Consider the following 17,274-nt stretch of genomic DNA (forward strand, 5'->3'; position numbering starts at 1 on the left):
ATTATAAAAACAAGAAAGGAAAATCACATGAAAAAAATACTCAACTTAGTGTGCGCGTCTGCTTTGTCTATCAGCTGTGTACTTGCGTTGCCAGCTCAAGCAAAAGAAGCGGATGTACCGTCAACTATTAACTGGACAGTCCCTTTTGGTGTCGGTGGTGGTACTGATGTGTGGGCACGCTTTATCGCACCTTATCTAACAAAATACATTCCTACTAACCCAACGGTTGTGATTCGTAATCAGCCAGGTGGTGGTTCGATCACAGGTGCGAACTTGTTCTACAAACGCGCGAAAGATGATGGCAGCACTATGCTAGCGACGTCTGCATCGACTTTGTTCCCATATATGTTGGGCGACAAACGAGTGCGTTATAACTTCGACAAGTGGGTGCCACTAATGGCAAGCCCAACCGGTGGTGTGGTTTACGTACAGCCAGGTTTGGGTGTGAAGTCTGCCGCGGATATCGATAAATTAGATGGCATGACGCTACCGTTTGGTTCACAAGGACCTACTCGTCTTGAATTGCCTGTGTTGATCGCTTTTGAAATGCTTGGTTTGGACGTTAAACCAGTATTCGGTATGAAAAGTCGTGGTGCGGGTCGTTTGGCATTCGAACGTGGTGAAGCGAAAATCGACTTCCAAACAACGTCTGCTTACTTAAACTCTGTGGTTGACTTAGTAAACAATGACAAAGCGATTCCATTGTTTTCTCTAGGTGTGCTGAATAAAGAAGGTAAGATTGTACGTGATCCTGCGTTCCCAGATCTACCTACATTCCAAGAAGTGTACGCTCAGAAATTTGGCAAACAGCCTTCTGGTATGGAATACACGGCTTACTCTAAATTCTTCGCCGCAGGTTTTGCTTTCCAAAAAATGATATTTATTCCATCTGATACACCAACAGATGTAGTAAGTGCATACCGATCTTCCGTTGAAAACATGTTAAAAGATCCTAAATTCATTGAAGATTCCGCTGTTCAAGTGGGACCATATCAAAGCATTGTAGGGATTGATGCAGCACAGCACATTCAAGAGGCTCTTACAGTTTCTCCTGAACTTTATACTTGGATTTCAGGCTGGTTAAAGAAGAAATTTGATTACACCCTGTAAGTAGTTTGTTGTTTTATATTTAGGAGTTATTCATGGCTGTGCTTCTTAGCGCTCTAGACCAAATACTATCTTTGACACACCTTATCTATTTAGTTGGTGGTGTATTGGTCGGTCTTGTTGTTGGTATTATTCCTGGACTTGGCGGTATTGCCGGCATGTCCTTGCTATTACCTTTTTTGTATGGAATGGAGCCTTCAGTTGGCCTTGGCATGCTGATGGGATTGGTTGCTGTTATTCCCACAGGTGACACTTTCACATCCGTGTTGATGGGGATTCCAGGGTCGAGTTCTTCGCAAGCCACAGTTATGGATGGTTTCCCATTGGCGAAAAAAGGCCAGGCAGCACGTGCGCTGTCTGCGGCTTTTTTGTGCTCTATGGTTGGCGGTGTAGTAGGTGCGATTGTACTAAGTGTGTTCATCTTGGTGGCACGACCTGTAGTGCTCGCATTCTCATCTGCTGAATTGTTTATGCTGACTTTATTGGGCTTGAGTGTGGTTGCGGCCCTATCAGGCGGAAATTTATTTAAAGGCTTAGCAGCTTGTGGTTTCGGTCTATTAATTGGTTCGGTTGGATCCGCGCCTGCTACTGGTGAGTTCCGTTTTACCCTAGGTATTGATTACCTGTATGACGGCATTCCATTGGTCGTCGTAGGTTTGGGTATCTTTGCGTTACCTGAAATCATCAGCTTGTTGGTGCAAAACAAAGCCATTGCTTCTACGCCAAATAAATTAGGTCATGGTTTAATGCAGGGCTTTAAAGACGTATTTGCTAACCTGCCTTTGGTTGGTAAGTCTTCTGTGTTTGGTAGCTTGATCGGTGCGATTCCTGGTTTAGGTGGTTCGGTTGTAGACTGGATGACATACAGCTTCGCGATGAATGGCAGCAAGGACACATCTCAGTTTGGTAAAGGGGACATTCGTGGTGTTATTGCGCCTGAGTCAGCGAATAATGCTTGTGCCTCAGGCAGTATGATCCCAACCTTGTTGTTTGGTATTCCAGGTTCTGGGTCTGCCGCGGTCTTTTTGGGTGGTATGTTGTTGTTGGGTCTTCAGCCTGGTGTTTCCATGATCACCACGAATTTAGACCTGACTTACACTATTATTTGGTCTTTGGCCTTGGCGAATATTTTAGGGGCGATCTTTTGTATCTCCTTTACTCGACCAATTTCATTATTAACTTACGTTAAGTTTTCGATTCTTGCTCCTATTATCCTGACCTTGATTCTATTTGCTGCGTACCAAGCGACACGCAGTTTAGGGGATTTCATGGTGTTAGGTGCGATCGCAACAGTTGGCGTAATGATGAAAGGGGCTAACTGGCCGCGTCCTGCTTTCTTGATCGGTTTTGTACTTTCTTCTGGTGCTGAAAACTACTTTTTCCAAAGCATTCAGTTTTACGGTAGCTCTTGGTTTCTGCGTCCTGGTGTTATTGCACTGGCTGCGTTGATTGTATTGGGTTTTGTATTACCTCCAATGTTGAAGAAAAGAAGACTTGCCAAAGCCAGTACCCAACCTAAAACTGGTTTAGAGCCAGAAGAGCCAAGTGTAAAAACAGTGTCGGCGACAGATTGGGTATTGTTAGCGGTATTGGGCGGTGCAGGTTTATACGCTTTGGTTGATGTGTGGAATATGTCGACTCTTACGAAAGCTTTCCCAATTATTTCTATTGCCATTGTTTTGTTCTCTGTGGCAATGCTGATTGTGAAATATATCCGCGAGCAACATCAGCGTGTGGCGTCTAATCTAACGACAGATCTAGTGTACATTGTTGGCTTCTTTATGATTGCCTATGGTTACTACACACTGGGATTTGTTACCACGACCTTTGTGTTTTCGTTCTTGTTCTTGCGTTACTTGGCAAAAGCAACCTATTTGAAATCGTCTACGATCGCGATTTGTTTGGTGATTTTCCTTGTGGTGCTTGGACGAATCATGAACATAGAATACCCAGAAGGCTACTTTGACCCTTACTTCTTTGATGTGGTTAATAGACTCTTCTAAGCAATAAAATATTCGATTAGCGATATGAAAAAGGGTAAACTCAGTTTGCCCTTTTTTGTGTTTTTCTTTTAATGTAAAAAAGCGTCTAGCTTAAGCCATGACTGGGTTATGCAATTTGACTGACAAAGTTCATGTATTGTTCCATGTCCCCAATTACGCCTTCTTCCATTAATGCGCCTGTCACCTTGGCATAAGGTTGTTGGAAGTGGATGTCCCAAACATCGGACTCTTTACGCCAGTGCTCATACACCACCAAAGTTTGGTCGTCATTATCCACTGTGTAAAGGTCAAATAACATACAGCCTTCCTCTTGGCGAGTATGCTTGATGTGCTCTTCAAATTGCGCCACAAAGCGCGCTTGCATACCGGCTTTGATTTTAAAGATAAAGATGATGTTAAAAAGAGGATCTTCTTTATCCGCCGTTTTGAGGGCAATGGGTGCAGGTTGTGTGTCGTTTAAGTCAATGCTGTCTATTGGGGCTGCAAGGGCATCATCGAACAAGGCGAGCATACGCTGAGTATGAGCTTGTGTGGTATGAAATATAAATGCGCTATCATCTAACCAACGTTCGTAAACGAAGAAGATATTTGGGTTTTGATTATCAGTATAAAGGCGCATTGCCAAGCATCCAGGCTCGCTAACAGCGCCGTTTCTGTTTTCTATCAGAGCCGTTTTAAAGGTTTCAGTGTAATCTGGTTTGATAGTGAATTTGATGATTTTGCTAATCGCCATGATCTTTTCTCGCTATCATTGTTCAAAAATATATCTGTCTTGATAATGTGCTTTAAGTACCATAAGGGGGATAACAAGCGCTATGCTCCCTTGAGGCTTCATCAAGATTTCCTCAATATTAGTCGTTTAGAAACCTTCTAAAACCACCTTGCCACGTGCGCTGCCGGTTTCAATCTGAGCGTGAACCTTGCGCAGGTTAGTAGCGTTTATCTGGCCTGCGATATCGGTCAGAGTGGTGCGTATCTTTCCGCTGTCAACCAATGTAGCCACTTGATTTAATAGTTTGCCTTGTTCATCCATGTCCGCAGTGGCGAAAAGTGAACGAGTAAACATAAGCTCAAAGTGAAGAGACACAGCTTTCATCACAAAGGGACGGCTTTCAAATGGCTCAAGCTCATCGGTCATGCTAAAGCGACCTTGTGGTGCGATTAATTCAGCGATATCAGGCAAATGTTTGTGGGTTTGATTGGTAGAGAAGACAAAGCCTGGTGCGCCTAATCCCAATGCTTCAATTTGTGGGGCAAGAGGTTCTCTATGATTGATTACATGGTGAGCACCGAGCTCACGAACCCAGTCTTCTGTTTCGGGGCGTGAAGCGGTCGCAATAATCGTCATATCTGTTCGTGCTCGTAATAGCTGAATGGCGATTGAACCGACACCGCCAGCGCCACCAATAACTAGAATAAGCTTGCTGCCTTGAACGGTTGGTCGATTAACGTCTAAACGGTCAAATAGAGCTTCCCAAGCTGTGAGGGTGGTCAGCGGTAATGCCGCCGCTTCAGGGTGGCTTAAGCTAGTAGGCTTTTTGCCGACAATGCGCTCATCCACAAGATGAAACTCGCTATTGGTACCTGGGCGAGCAACTGAACCAGAATAATAGACTTCATCGCCTACGCAAAATTGGCTTGTTTCAGGGCCCACGGCTTCGACTACTCCTGACGCATCAAAGCCTAATACACCCCAGCTATCGGCAGGAGGTGGTACCATTGCGCGAATTTTAGTGTCCGCTGGGTTAACGGAAACAGCATGAACCTTCACGAGTAGATCTTTTCCTGTGGCAACCGGTTTCTCTAACCTGATGTCTACTAATGATGTCTCTTGTTCAATGCTTGAAGGTGTTTGGTATCCAATGGCTTTCATTTTCTTGCTCCTATTAATTAACGTGCGCGGCTTAAGTTAGCTGTTCAAAGTCGCGCTTTGAGTGTCTTCTGTTTCAATAGGGTCATGTTATTATTTATAGTTTGATAGATCATCGAGCTAAAACTGAATTTATTATCCCAAAAACCGGGATAATAAGATGGCCCATATTGTATTGGGGGAGGGGGTGGATGAATTTAGAGGCAAAAAGTCTGGCTTTATTTATGCGTGTAGCCGCATTGGGGGCCATTGGGCGTGCCGGTATGGAGTTTGATTTGTCGCCGACTAATGCCAGTCTACGGATTCAGGCATTGGAAGCTGAACTGGGCGTTAAATTATTCCATCGCACAACGCGTGCGGTGAGTTTAACTCACGATGGCCAGGTTTTTATCGAGCATGCCAGGCGTATTTTGGACGATATTGAAGAAACGCGGAATGTCTTTAAAGGCGATGCGGAGCAAGTTCAAGGTACCCTAAAGGTGGCCGTCTCTGCGTCATTTGGTCGTCATTATCTAGTGCCTTTTGTACCTGAGTTATTGCGCTTATATCCGAACTTAAAGTTGGATATTGATTTTAGTGACAAGCGAGTTGATATTGTCGAGCAAGGGTTTGATGTGGCATTCCGTATGGGTGAGCTGGAGTCGTCAAGCTTATTAGCGCGACGTATTGATGACTGCCCTATGGTGCTAGTGGCATCGCTTGACTATATCGCTCGAGCGGGACACCCTGAAACCGTTGAGAGCCTTGCTAATCACTCATGCATTCCTTTTGAACGATTAAACACCTGGCGGCTAAAAGATCGCCAAGGTAATTTACATGAAGTATTTGCTTCAGGTCCTGTGACGATTAATTGGGGGGATGCCATTAGCGAATTAGTCGAAGCAGGTGTCGGGATTGGCTTAGCCGCTTTGTGGCATGTGGGACCGGCTTTAAGAGAAGGGCGTGTGGTGCAGGTACTGCCGGAATATAGCTTTTATCCAGAAACAAATATCTGGGCGGTTAGGCCCCCAGGCCGCCTTACTCCAGTACGGGTGAAGGTGTTTTTGGACTTTATGGAACAAAGAATCAAAGCAACGAACCGTGTGCGTTATGGTGATTTACTTTAAGCTAAAAAATAATGAGATATCAAAGATTGGAATAAGCCCTCCTATGAAAAGCCTAATACCACAGATAGAATTCAACGAATCAAGCCTACTTAAAGCGGGTTTTGAAGTATTTGATATTAAAAAGCTTTATCAAAGGGCAGCGAATGGTGAGCTTGCGTATATTGCCCAAGCCCACCGAGTGAATTTTCATAATTTGATCATTTACACGGGAAATCCAGGGAAGCACTTCGTTGATTTCCATGCTTTTCCAGTCGAGAGAAATTCGTTGGTGTTGGTTAATAAGGGGCAAATACACGCCTTTGATCTAACCAATAAGCCCGAGGGGATTATTGTGGTTTTTACCGATCAATATATGAGTGAGGTCAGTGCCGCAATCGATGGACGTTTATTTGCGCCGACCCAATTTATGACCTCTTACCAGCCAAGTCTGGTGATGTCTGACAAGCAGGCAATATCAATAACGCGTATTTTTTCGTTAATTTCGGCTGAGTATCAGCAAGACTTTGCCAATATCCCCTACATGAAAATCTTGTTTGCTGCTGTGTTGGCTAAAGTGAGTGAATTAAAGCCAGAAATTTACCATCAACAAATGAGCGCCCCACAAATCAACAGTTTTGAGCGCTTTATTCGACATTTACATGGTAGCTATACCCAGGTAAGGGATGCCAATGACTACGCAGCTAAAGTAGGGACAAGTTATAAAACGCTAAATAAACTCTGCAAGCTGGCGACCAACTTAACGGCGAAACAGCTAATTGATGCCCATGTTATATTGGAAGCAAAGCGTCGCTTGTCGATCGACAATACTCAGATTCAACAGATCGCCTCTGACCTTGGCTTTGAAGAAGTGACGAACTTTGTGAAATATTTCAAAAAACATACTTTAGTCACCCCGAGTCAATTTAAAAAATCGTTAACTTAGCGAACAGTGTTTCTAAAAGGAGTTTTTAAAAAAGGTTCGATATTTACCATTTTTTCGCTTGTTTTGACCTCTGTTATTTTTCTTGCTTGCTTACAATGTTTGCCTATTCAAACCTGAGGAATAAAACATGAAAGCAACCCTGTTAGCCACATTAATCGTCAGTAGTGCTTTGCTGAGCGCTTGTACAACAACCACTGGATCAAATTTAGATGCCACAAAAGCATTAACGAATAAAGAGAAAGCCGTGGCCGTTTTGAACTCGATTGAAAGCGGCAACCCGAAAGCCATCAGTTACATTAACAGTACGAATTATACCCAGCATAACCTTGCTGTAGGGGACGGCTTAGCAGGCTTCGGTGAAGTGTTGCAGGCCCTGCCAAAAGGCAGTGCAAAAGTAGACGTGGTGCGTGCTTTTGAAGATGGTAATTATGTCTTTACTCAAACGGATTACAACTTCTTCGGACCGAAAGTAGGGTTTGATGTTTTCCGCTTTGATAACGGGAAAATCGTTGAGCATTGGGACAATCTAACCGTTAAGGCAGACAAACCGAATCCGAGTGGTCATAGCCAACTAGATGGTAGCCTAGTCATAACGGATATAGACAAAACAGCGGCGAATAAAGCCCTTGTCAGTGATTTTGTTAACACTGTATTGGTGAAAGGCGAATACCAAAAAATGTCACAGTTTTTTGATGGTGATAGCTATATTCAGCATAACTCAGAGATTGGTGATGGCTTATCCGGTTTAGCTAAAGCGATAGATGAAATGGCAAAACACGGCGTTAACATGACTTTCTCAAAAGTGCATAAAGTGCTGGGTGAAGGGAACTTCGTGTTGACCATTAGTGAAGGTGAATTCGCGGGCAAAGCGACCTCTTATTATGACTTGTTTCGTGTAGAAAATGGCAAAATTGCAGAGCACTGGGATGTGGTGGAAACGATATTGCCGAACAGCGAATGGAAAAACACCAACGGTAAATTTGGTAACCTTTAACCGCTCGTATTAAGCAATACCTTCCTATCAAATAGCACTCTCAATCAGATCACTGACCTGTTCTTGGTCAGTGATCTGATTAGGGTCAGGCTTTCTCTTCTAGGTATTCTTCTAGTGCTTGGATTGCCTGATGTTGTGTTAAAAAGACTTCGCCATTGAGCTCTTTCAGTAATTGTGTGTCTTTTAACTTGTCCATGACCGGCCCTTTCACTTCAGACAAATGCAGCTGCACTCCCGCATCGGCCAAACGTGTGATGATCTTTTCTAAGCTTTGTAATGCACTGGCATCAATCATATTGACAGCGGTGCACATCAAAATAAGATGTTTTACTTCTTTGTTTTCGGACACCACTTGTTGTAAGCGTTCTTCAAGAATACGCGCATTGGCAAAAAACAAGTTTTCATCGATTCTGACCGTTAATACACTCTGATGGGTTTCCACAGTAAAGCGCTGTACGTTACGAAAGTGCTCGGTGCCTGGTACTCGGCCAACAATGGCAATGTGAGGGTGGCTGGTGTGCCAAAGAAAAAACAGCAAGGATAGGCAAACCCCAACAATCAAGCCGGTTTCCATGCCTTCGATCAAGACGGCAAAGAAGGTGGTCAGTAGTAGAACGGCTTCTTTTTTGGAGAAATTCCACAGCTGGCGTAGGTCTTCTATGCTGACCAATTTCAGCATGGAGATAGAAATGATAGAGGCCAGGATAGCCTTAGGTAAGTAGTAAAACAGGGGTGTTAAAAACAACAAGGTCAGTAGAATAAGCAGGGCAGCAATAATCCCTGTCATCGGGCTCCTTGCCCCTGAGTCTGCGTTCAAAACAGTACGAGAAAAGCCGCCAGTGACAGGAAATGCACCACTTAATGCAGAGCCAATATTTGCCAGCCCAAGGCCGACTAATTCTTGGTTTGGGTCTATGTCCTGACGACGTTTGGCCGCATAGGTTTGGGCTACCGACACTGAACCAAAGAAACCAACGACGCTAATCAAAATAGCCCCAGGGATCAGCTCTCTAACCATGGGTAAATTGATCTGATCTAGGTGAAGGGTGGGTAAAGCTTCGGGAACGGCACCAATAATACTCACACCAACTTGATCCAAAGAGAAACTGGCGACAGCAAGAGTGGCTAAGAACACAATGATCACCGGCCCCGATTTTCCCAGTAGCTGTACTGTGCGTTTAGAGCAGCCAACCATGCCAAGAAAGCGTGCAAAATGGCGTTGCATCATCACTAAAGAAAAAATACAAAGGACGCTTAGAATAAGAGTAGGGATGTTTGTCGAGCCTAACTGGCTATAAAGACTGCTGACTAATGGAAATAAGGTACTGCCTTCGGACTGAATGCCTAATAGATATTTTAATTGGCCAATAACCACGATTAATGCGGTGGCGCTAATAAAGCCAGAAATAACCGGGTGACTCAGGAGATTAGTCAAAAAGCCCAATCGGAACAAGCTGAGTATGAGCAGAAAGACGCCAGACATAAAGGCTAATAAAATCGCGACAGTGGCGTAATGCTCAGTACCCGCAACGGCAAACGGTAGGATGGCAGAGGCAGTCATTACAGAGCTCAAAGCAACCGGTCCAACCGCAAGTGTCCGGCTAGTGCCAAACAGTGAGTATAAAATCGAAGGCACGATACTGGCGTACAAGCCTGTGATGGCTGGCATGCCGGCTAGCATGGCATAAGCAAGGCTTTGTGGAATGACCATGATGGTAAAAATTAAACTTGATACAGCGTCATTTTGTAGATCATCCCGAGAGTAGGTTTTAAGCCACTTCATTGCAGGGAAAATTCGTTCAACCGTCATTTTATTCATTGCGTACTCGTAGTTAGTTGATGTGTATGTTTTTTTTGCTCTGGCTGGTTACTGTTGTTGCATCATAAGAGATTTAAAAAATATAGTCAAAAAAGAGATAAGCTTATAATAAAATGGAATATTATAAATAAGCTCTCTCTATGTTTGGTGTGCTTGCTTTAGTTATTCGCTCTTGCTGTGTGTGGTTTTTTCTGTGGGAGGGGGATGGCTCATTCTGCGTGCCTGCAAAAAACGAAGAAATGAACGACTTTTGTAGGAGGTCGTTTTTATAGAATTAGAATAGGGCGTAGATTTTTACTAGGGTTGCTTAGACTGGGTCGGTATCATGTAAATACAGGGAGGTGAAATGACACTCTCATGGTTTGGTAACGTTTACATATTTTTATGTGATTTTTTATTCCGCTCTCGATTTTAAGCGAATAATGCGGTTTAATGTCGTCATTGCAGCTGTGTAAACGTTTACACTTTATAAATTTATAAGAGCGAGAGGTGGTTATGAAGGTATTAGTGACGGGTGGTTTGGGCTATATAGGAAGCCATACATGTGTGCAATTGCTTGCCGCAGGCCATCAGCCAATAGTCATAGATAACCTGTCCAATAGTAAATTAGAAGTGCTCAACCGCATTGAAGCTATTGCCGGTGCACGCCCTGTGTACCACCAAGGGGATGTGCGTGATGAGGCCTTTTTAGCTGGCGTGTTTGCAGAGCATGAGATTAAAGCTGTGATTCACTTTGCCGGCTTAAAAGCGGTGGGGGAATCGGTCGCAAAGCCTCTTGAGTATTACGACAATAACGTAAATGGTTCCTTAGTGTTAGCGCGAGCTATGCGCAGCGCCGGCGTAAAAAATATCATTTTCAGCTCTTCTGCTACGGTATATGGCGATCCGCAAGAAGTGCCAATTACCGAAGATTCACCCACTGGAGCGACCACCAATCCTTATGGTCGCAGCAAGTACATTGTTGAAGAATGTTTCCGTGATTTGTTTGCCGCGGAAGACGACTGGAGTATTACATTACTGCGTTACTTCAACCCTGTAGGCGCTCACTCATCGGGCACCATGGGTGAAGATCCACAAGGCATTCCTAATAATCTAATGCCATTTATTGCTCAAGTTGCTGTTGGTCGCCGTGAGAAATTGGCGGTATTTGGCGATGATTACCCAACCCCAGACGGCACAGGTGTGCGTGACTATGTTCATGTGGTTGACCTTGCTGATGGGCATTTAGCGGCCTTGAACGCATTAACTGATAAAGTCGGTTTGCATATCTATAACCTGGGCACAGGCAAAGGCAGCAGTGTGTTGGATATGGTGCATGCATTTTCCGCTGCGTGCGGACATGACGTGGCTTATGAAGTACAGCCGCGCCGCCCTGGTGATATAGCTGAGTGTTGGGCAAGCACTGCGAAAGCTGAGCAGGATCTAGGTTGGAAGGCGCAGCGAGATGTGTCGCAAATGACGGTCGACACTTGGCGTTGGCAGTCACAAAACCCGCAAGGCTATCAAGAATAATCTGCTTGATGAAATGCGATTAAATGACACTCTAGCTTGTTATTTGATCGCCTAAGCAGAGTGGATTAAGTGTCAGAATTAAGAGAGTAGCAAAAGATGTCAGAAATAACCTTTAACCCTGTTGATCATCCCCATCGTCGTTATAACCCATTAACGGGGCAATGGATTCTCGTCTCTCCTCATCGTGCTAAGCGCCCCTGGAGTGGACAAGACGAAAAGCCTACAGCGGACAATAAGGCGTCTTATGATGCAGGGTGCTTTCTGTGTCCTGGTAACACTCGAGTGTCTGGGGATGTGAACCCTGACTACACTGGCACCTATGTTTTTCAAAACGATTTCGCGGCGTTAATGCCTGACTCTCCAGACGCTCCTATGTCTGATAATCCATTGTTTAAAACCCAAGGGGTGCGTGGTTTAAGTCGAGTGATCTGTTTCTCGCCTGATCACAGTAAGACCTTGCCAGAGCTGCCAGTGCCTCAGATTAGAAATCTGGTCGATACATGGGATGAACAGATCGAAGCCCTAGGCAAAGAATACTTATGGGTGCAGGTGTTTGAAAACAAAGGCGAAGCAATGGGTTGTTCGCAGCCACATCCCCACGGGCAAGTCTGGGCGAATAGCTTTTTACCCAATGAAATTGAGCGTAAAGACAAGAATCTACGAGATTATTATCAAGAGCACGGCTCAAACCTATTGGTTGATTACGTTCAAGCCGAGCTAAACGATGGCGCTCGTACTGTTGTAGAAACTAAACACTGGATCGCGGTTGTGCCGTATTGGGCGGCGTGGCCTTTTGAGACCATGCTGTTGCCTAAAGTGCATGTGCGTCGTATGAATGAGTTAAGTGATGAGCAACGGGATGATCTTGCTTTAGCGGTACAGAAACTCACGAGCCGTTATGACAACTTATTTCAATGCTCTTTTCCTTATTCCATGGGTTGGCATTATGCACCCTTCTTTGAAGTGGATGAGTCGATCGCAGACAAGAGCACTGATCATTGGCAACTGCATGCGCTGTTTTACCCACCTTTGTTGCGCTCTGCGACGGTGAAGAAGTTTATGGTGGGGTATGAAATGTTGGCAGAAAGCCAGCGAGATCTAACCGCAGAACAGGCGGCAGAACGACTCCGAGCATTAAGTGACGTGCATTATAAGCTCGAAAAATAAGCGTAATGCGATGAGTGTGCGATAGACATTGTTAGTCTATGGTAAAAACAATAAATTCGTTATCAAATGCGTTTTAGACAGTAAAAAATACTTAAAACGCAAAAAAGACAGCAGGAAAAGAAAATGATTGACCCAATAGAGCAGCCAATTAACCTGGTTTCAAATACATTTAAATCTGTTTTTGGGCAAGCAGCGGAGCACCTGGTGCAAGCGCCAGGTCGCGTTAATTTGATCGGCGAGCACACGGATTATAATGACGGTTTTGTACTGCCTTGTGCGATCGACTATCAAGCCGCGGTGGCTGCCAGCGCTCGAAAAGACACGCTAGTTCGTGTTGTAGCCGTTGATTATGATAATCAAATGAATGAGTTTGACATTGCTAAGCCCCTTGAATTTGACCACGATGTTATGTGGGTTAATTACGTTCGTGGTGTGATCGATTGCTTGCAGAAACGCGGCTTTACTTTCAATGGGGCAGACATAGTTGTCAGTGGCAATGTGCCACAAGGTGCGGGTTTAAGCTCGTCTGCTGCGTTAGAAGTTGTAATAGGCCAAACTTTCAAGGCGCTCTACGATCTGGATATTTCACAGCAAGATATCGCGCTAAACGGCCAACAAGCCGAGAACCAATTTGTTGGTTGTAATTGCGGTATTATGGATCAGCTGATCTCAGCAAAAGGCAAGCGTAACCATTCGCTATTAATTGATTGTCGTTCCTTAGACACGGAAGAAGTGTCGATGCCCGAAGATATGGCCATTGTGATCATCAACTCGAACAAAAAGCGAGGTTTGGTTGACAGTGAATACAACACCCGACGTCAGCAATGTGAAGCGGCCGCAGACTTTTTTGGTGTGCAAGCCCTTCGTGATGTCAGCATCGAGATGTTTGATGAGCGCCAATCAGGTCTTGATGAGGTGACCGCGAAACGTGCGCGTCATGTGATCACAGAAAATGCCCGTACTCTAGAAGCAGCGCAAGCGCTAAGAGATCATGATATGACGCGTTTGGCGGTGTTGATGGAGCAGTCACATCAGTCTATGCGCGATGACTTTGAAATTACCTGTCCTGAAGTGGATGCCATTGTCGACATAGTGAAAAATGTGATCGGCACACAAGGTGGTGTTCGTATGACCGGTGGTGGTTTTGGTGGTTGTGTTGTGGCATTGGTTCCCCCAGCGCTGGTGGAAGACGTTAAGCAAGCTGTAGAAAGCCAATATCAAGCACAAAGTGGACTAAAAGAAACCATTTATATTTGTAATGCCACTGAGGGTGCTGGCCCAGTGGATCTTGTGTAATGTCCTTGTATCCAGATGGTGTGAACGCCTTGCATCTAGGGATGCAAGGTCTCGCCCATGATGGCGCACCAGCCAAGCTGATTACCCTGAAAAATGCTTCTGGTATGACCGCCACTTTTATGGACCTTGGTGCGACTTGGCTCAGCTGTATCTTGCCGCTGGCTGAAGGGCCGCGGGAAGTGCTGCTGGGAGTGGATACCCTAGATTCCTTTTATCAGCAAACTGGCTATTTGGGAGTCACTGTGGGGCGCTTTGCGAACCGCATTAAGAATGCCCAGTTTTCTTTGCAAAACAAGCTCTATAGTATTACTAAGAACCAAGGGGAGCATTGTTTGCACGGCGGTGTAGAGGGCTTTAATGCTCGCCGTTGGCTGGTCAAAGAGTCCTCTGCTCAGCATGTGGTTTTTGCCCTCTGTTCGCCGCATGGCGATCAAGGTTTTCCGGGGCAACTGGATGTGACTGTGTGCTATGAATTAACGGACACCAATGCTGTGGTGATTTCATATCATGGAGTTTGCGACCAAGATTGTCCTGTGAGTTTGACTAATCATGCTTATTTTAACTTGCAAGGTGACGCTGACCTGATGGATTGTCGTGACCATGAATTGTGGCTAGATGCGGATGCGTATTTACCAATAGATGCCTCAGGTTTACCTATCTCAGGGTGCGTGCCAGTGGTCGATACTGGCTTTGATTTTCGCCAGAAAAAGTCACTCCGAAAGGATTTTCTACAGGATCAGCAGCAACAAGACGTTGGTGGTTATGATCATGCTTACTTACTTAACCCCTCAAGGGGCGAAGATGATGTCGTCAGTCGCATCAGCTTGCCAGATCAGAGCGTCATCATGGCGGTGAAGACCAGCATGCCAGCGGCACAACTTTATACAGGAAATTTCTTACAGGATTGCCCTAAACGAGGTGGTGGACGTTATTCGAATTACGCAGGCGTTGCTTTTGAAACACAATATCTGCCCGATTCACCCAATCACCCAGAATGGACTTCTAGTGATAGCCTGCTAAAAGCCTATCAAGAATACCACCACCACACGGTTTATGAATTTGTGTGGGACAACTAAAGCTTCAACAGCTAGTTGCGAATGACGACGGATTGGTCGATAAACTAGAGTTAAGGTGTGTTATGGCTTTATCCAGAGTCTCTGTCTATTTATCTTAGGTTATTTGATTGTTTTCACTGAACCGCTGTAGAAGGGAGGCACACGGGTATCGTCCTCCAGTGTTTTGCTGAAAAGAAGTGCTTTTAATCAGGATAGTATGCAGTGAAATCACCCTTTTGCTTGTTTTGATGGCTGTCTAAAGTATTGCTTTTAGTATTACACCGTGGTGATTGACTGCATAAAGGTTTTTATAGCGGCTACACCAATTTTTTCAGCTCACTGAGGCTTATATGAGACTCATGGCAGCTTAGATCGAGAGCAAACTATCCCCAGCGCATATTATGGCGATTCTCGAAGAGTAGCCTAAATTATTGTATTCTTTGTTTAAAGTGCCAAAAAATAGCCCATGCCCCTGTGGCAGTGGAGAAAAATGTAAGCCTTGTTGTAGCATCCATTGATAAATAATAATCGAGAGGAGATAAAGTATGTGGCGTAAAGCAGGTAAGGCTCCAGACTATCGATTTACCTTAGCGAATGAGCGAACTTTTCTTGCTTGGATTCGTACCGCGTTGGCGTTTTTGGCGGCTGCGGTGGGAGTGGATCAATTGGCGCCAAACATTGCTCCTATGCTGTACCGAGAAATTCTTGTCTTGGTGTTAAGTGTTTTCTCTGCTCTGCTGGCGTTTTATGCCTATCGTCGTTGGCGTAGTAATGAAAAGGCGATGCGACATGAGGCAGAATTAACTTATCCTAGAACGCTGGCAGTGATCAGCTTTGTGATGATTGCTGTGATTGTCTTTGTGGTGTATTTGATGCTGCGTTATAAGGCTTAATCATGGAAAAGCGTGCCTTTGATGCAGGCTTGCAAGCCGAAAGAACCGCATTGTCCTGGTCTAGAACCTTGCTTGTATTGTTGCTTAATGTGCTGCTGGTGATTCGAGTGGGTTACACGAGCCAAAACCCAATAGTGTTATACGCTGGCGTGATGTTAGCCGTATTGACGATGATTTTTTATGGGCTATCGGTTTCTCGCGTTGCTGTTTTTTTCCTCGATAGAGAACTGACGACACAAAACTCCATAAGAGCAAAGCAATGGCTTAGTGCGGCTTTGTGTGTGGCGGCATTGTTGGTTGCCTTATCCAGCGCTATGTCGTTGTTGTCTGTGTGGTAGTGAAGAGAGGATTCTGCTTCGCCTTCAGGGGCTTAATCTTGCTTAGAAGATGCCATAGGTTGGGTTAAGAAAGCTAAGAACTCATTCCGCCGTCGTGGCCATGGCGTAAAGGTGTTAATTATCTTTTAATGACAGAAAGCCGCTTCACTAACGTTGGCACAAACATCATGGTATCGGTAACGGGCTTTTCTTTATTGGCGAGCTTTAATGCCAAAGTCGCGGCGTTTTCTGCCATTTTCTGGATTGGGTAGCGAACGGTTGTCAGTTTAGGGTGCAGGTACTTGGCAATCAGGCCATTATCAAAGCCAATAATAGACATGCGGCTCGGCACTTCAATGTTGCTCTCTTCAAGTGCTGCTAAAGCCCCTGCTGCCATGTAATCGTTGTAAGTCGCAATGGCTGTGAGTGGTAGCCCCTTGGCTAGAAGCTTGGTCATTGCCTGCTCACCGCCTTCTTCATCTGGCGTTCCATACTCAATGTGGCTTTCGAAATGCGCTAAGCCATGATCCTTTAATGCCTGTAAATAGCCCGCTTTACGTTGTTCAGTGTCTTCAATGTCATGGTTAGAACAAATGTAACCTATGTGTTGATGGCCGTGTTTGATCAGGAAATCGGTTGCTAGATAGGAACCTTTTTGGTTGTCTAAGGCAATGCAGCGATCGGCAATCTCGGGAATAAATCGATTGATTAATACCAGTCCTGGTATTTCATTGGCAAAAGTAATTAACTCTTCAGCGGTTAGGCTTTTGCTGTGAATCACCAACGCCTCACAGCCTTGGCTAATTAATAATTCGATGATATCGCGTTCTTTTTTAGCTGAGTGGTAGCCGTTGCCAATTAATAGGTGTTTGCCTTGTTCCGTCGCGATGGTGTCAATGGCTTTTACCATGATGCCAAAAAATGGGTCGGATACATCGCCTACCAGAACCCCCATGGTTTGTGTTGATTGGCTGACTAAGGCGCGGGCGGCCGCGTTAGGGCGATAGCCGAGCTTTTTCATCGCCGCATTAACGGCTTGTATCGCATTCTTACTGGCTTTGGGAGAGTGGTTGATAACACGAGATACTGTGGCAACAGAAACCTGGGCTTCTTTTGCAACATCTTTCACGGTAGCCATAGTGTTTGCCTTAACGTCTTTGTCTTAGTCAGTGTTTTCTGGTGGGTACTTTACCATAGGTGGGTTCAAGGTTTG

The 17,274-nt window shown here is 44.9% G+C and carries 15 protein-coding genes; 11 read left to right on the top strand and 4 right to left on the bottom strand.

From position 1 onward, the window contains the following. Positions 1-27: 27 nt before the first annotated feature. Both DFP81_RS10355 and DFP81_RS10360 read left to right on the top strand, forming a co-directional pair. On the top strand, positions 28-1,110 hold the full coding sequence (locus tag DFP81_RS10355) for a Bug family tripartite tricarboxylate transporter substrate binding protein (RefSeq protein ID WP_115897709.1): 1,083 nt from the start codon (positions 28-30) through the stop codon (positions 1,108-1,110). A gap of 32 nt (positions 1,111-1,142) precedes the next feature. Beyond that, positions 1,143-3,110: a tripartite tricarboxylate transporter permease gene (locus DFP81_RS10360; protein ID WP_115897710.1), complete on the top strand. Its 1,968-nt coding sequence runs from the start codon at positions 1,143-1,145 to the stop codon at positions 3,108-3,110. Between the two features lie 106 nt (positions 3,111-3,216). On the opposite strand, the gene DFP81_RS10365 is transcribed toward DFP81_RS10360, so the two are convergent. Both DFP81_RS10365 and DFP81_RS10370 read right to left on the bottom strand, forming a co-directional pair. After that, complete coding sequence (locus DFP81_RS10365; protein ID WP_115897711.1) at positions 3,217-3,843, bottom strand: putative quinol monooxygenase; 627 nt, start codon at positions 3,841-3,843, stop codon at positions 3,217-3,219. A gap of 126 nt (positions 3,844-3,969) precedes the next feature. Next, on the bottom strand, positions 3,970-4,983 hold the full coding sequence (locus tag DFP81_RS10370) for a zinc-binding alcohol dehydrogenase family protein (RefSeq protein WP_115897712.1): 1,014 nt from the start codon (positions 4,981-4,983) through the stop codon (positions 3,970-3,972). Between the two features lie 188 nt (positions 4,984-5,171). Here DFP81_RS10370 and DFP81_RS10375 point away from each other — a divergent pair, with 188 nt between their 5' ends. The 3 genes from DFP81_RS10375 (at position 5,172) to DFP81_RS10385 (ending at position 8,002) form a co-directional block, all read left to right on the top strand. Continuing rightward, positions 5,172-6,086 (top strand): LysR family transcriptional regulator, encoded by a 915-nt coding sequence (locus tag DFP81_RS10375; protein ID WP_115897713.1) that lies wholly within the window; start codon positions 5,172-5,174, stop codon positions 6,084-6,086. A 43-nt stretch (positions 6,087-6,129) separates the two neighbouring features. Beyond that, positions 6,130-7,008: a helix-turn-helix domain-containing protein gene (locus tag DFP81_RS10380; RefSeq protein ID WP_181903077.1), complete on the top strand. Its 879-nt coding sequence runs from the start codon at positions 6,130-6,132 to the stop codon at positions 7,006-7,008. A 127-nt stretch (positions 7,009-7,135) separates the two neighbouring features. After that, positions 7,136-8,002: a nuclear transport factor 2 family protein gene (locus DFP81_RS10385; protein WP_115897715.1), complete on the top strand. Its 867-nt coding sequence runs from the start codon at positions 7,136-7,138 to the stop codon at positions 8,000-8,002. A gap of 85 nt (positions 8,003-8,087) precedes the next feature. Here the strand turns inward: DFP81_RS10385 and DFP81_RS10390 are convergent, their stop codons facing one another. Further along, on the bottom strand, positions 8,088-9,821 hold the full coding sequence (locus tag DFP81_RS10390) for a SulP family inorganic anion transporter (RefSeq protein WP_115897716.1): 1,734 nt from the start codon (positions 9,819-9,821) through the stop codon (positions 8,088-8,090). Positions 9,822-10,316: 495 nt separating this feature from the next. Between DFP81_RS10390 and galE the strand changes: the two genes are divergently transcribed. The 6 genes from galE to DFP81_RS10420 all read left to right on the top strand — a co-directional run bounded on the left by galE (position 10,317) and on the right by DFP81_RS10420 (position 16,082). After that, complete coding sequence (gene galE, locus DFP81_RS10395) at positions 10,317-11,333, top strand: UDP-glucose 4-epimerase GalE (protein WP_115897717.1); 1,017 nt, start codon at positions 10,317-10,319, stop codon at positions 11,331-11,333. A gap of 96 nt (positions 11,334-11,429) precedes the next feature. After that, positions 11,430-12,500, top strand: a complete 1,071-nt coding sequence (locus tag DFP81_RS10400) for a UDP-glucose--hexose-1-phosphate uridylyltransferase (RefSeq protein WP_115897718.1) — start codon at positions 11,430-11,432, stop codon at positions 12,498-12,500. A 123-nt stretch (positions 12,501-12,623) separates the two neighbouring features. Continuing rightward, positions 12,624-13,796, top strand: a complete 1,173-nt coding sequence (galK, locus tag DFP81_RS10405) for a galactokinase (RefSeq protein WP_115897719.1) — start codon at positions 12,624-12,626, stop codon at positions 13,794-13,796. Then, on the top strand, positions 13,796-14,872 hold the full coding sequence (gene galM, locus DFP81_RS10410; protein ID WP_220342921.1) for a galactose-1-epimerase: 1,077 nt from the start codon (positions 13,796-13,798) through the stop codon (positions 14,870-14,872). The genes galK and galM overlap by 1 nt, the downstream gene beginning before the upstream one ends. Positions 14,873-15,396: 524 nt before the next feature. Then, entirely contained in the window at positions 15,397-15,744 is a 348-nt protein-coding gene (locus DFP81_RS10415; RefSeq protein ID WP_115897720.1) for a YidH family protein, read from the top strand. 2 nt (positions 15,745-15,746) lie between these two features. Continuing rightward, complete coding sequence (locus DFP81_RS10420) at positions 15,747-16,082, top strand: DUF202 domain-containing protein (protein ID WP_115897721.1); 336 nt, start codon at positions 15,747-15,749, stop codon at positions 16,080-16,082. Positions 16,083-16,200: 118 nt separating this feature from the next. Here the strand turns inward: DFP81_RS10420 and DFP81_RS10425 are convergent, their stop codons facing one another. Continuing rightward, positions 16,201-17,199, bottom strand: a complete 999-nt coding sequence (locus DFP81_RS10425) for a substrate-binding domain-containing protein (RefSeq protein ID WP_115897722.1) — start codon at positions 17,197-17,199, stop codon at positions 16,201-16,203. Positions 17,200-17,274 lie beyond the last annotated feature (75 nt).

Source organism: Marinomonas pollencensis (assembly GCF_003387375.1).
Lineage (GTDB): Bacteria > Pseudomonadota > Gammaproteobacteria > Pseudomonadales > Marinomonadaceae > Marinomonas > Marinomonas pollencensis.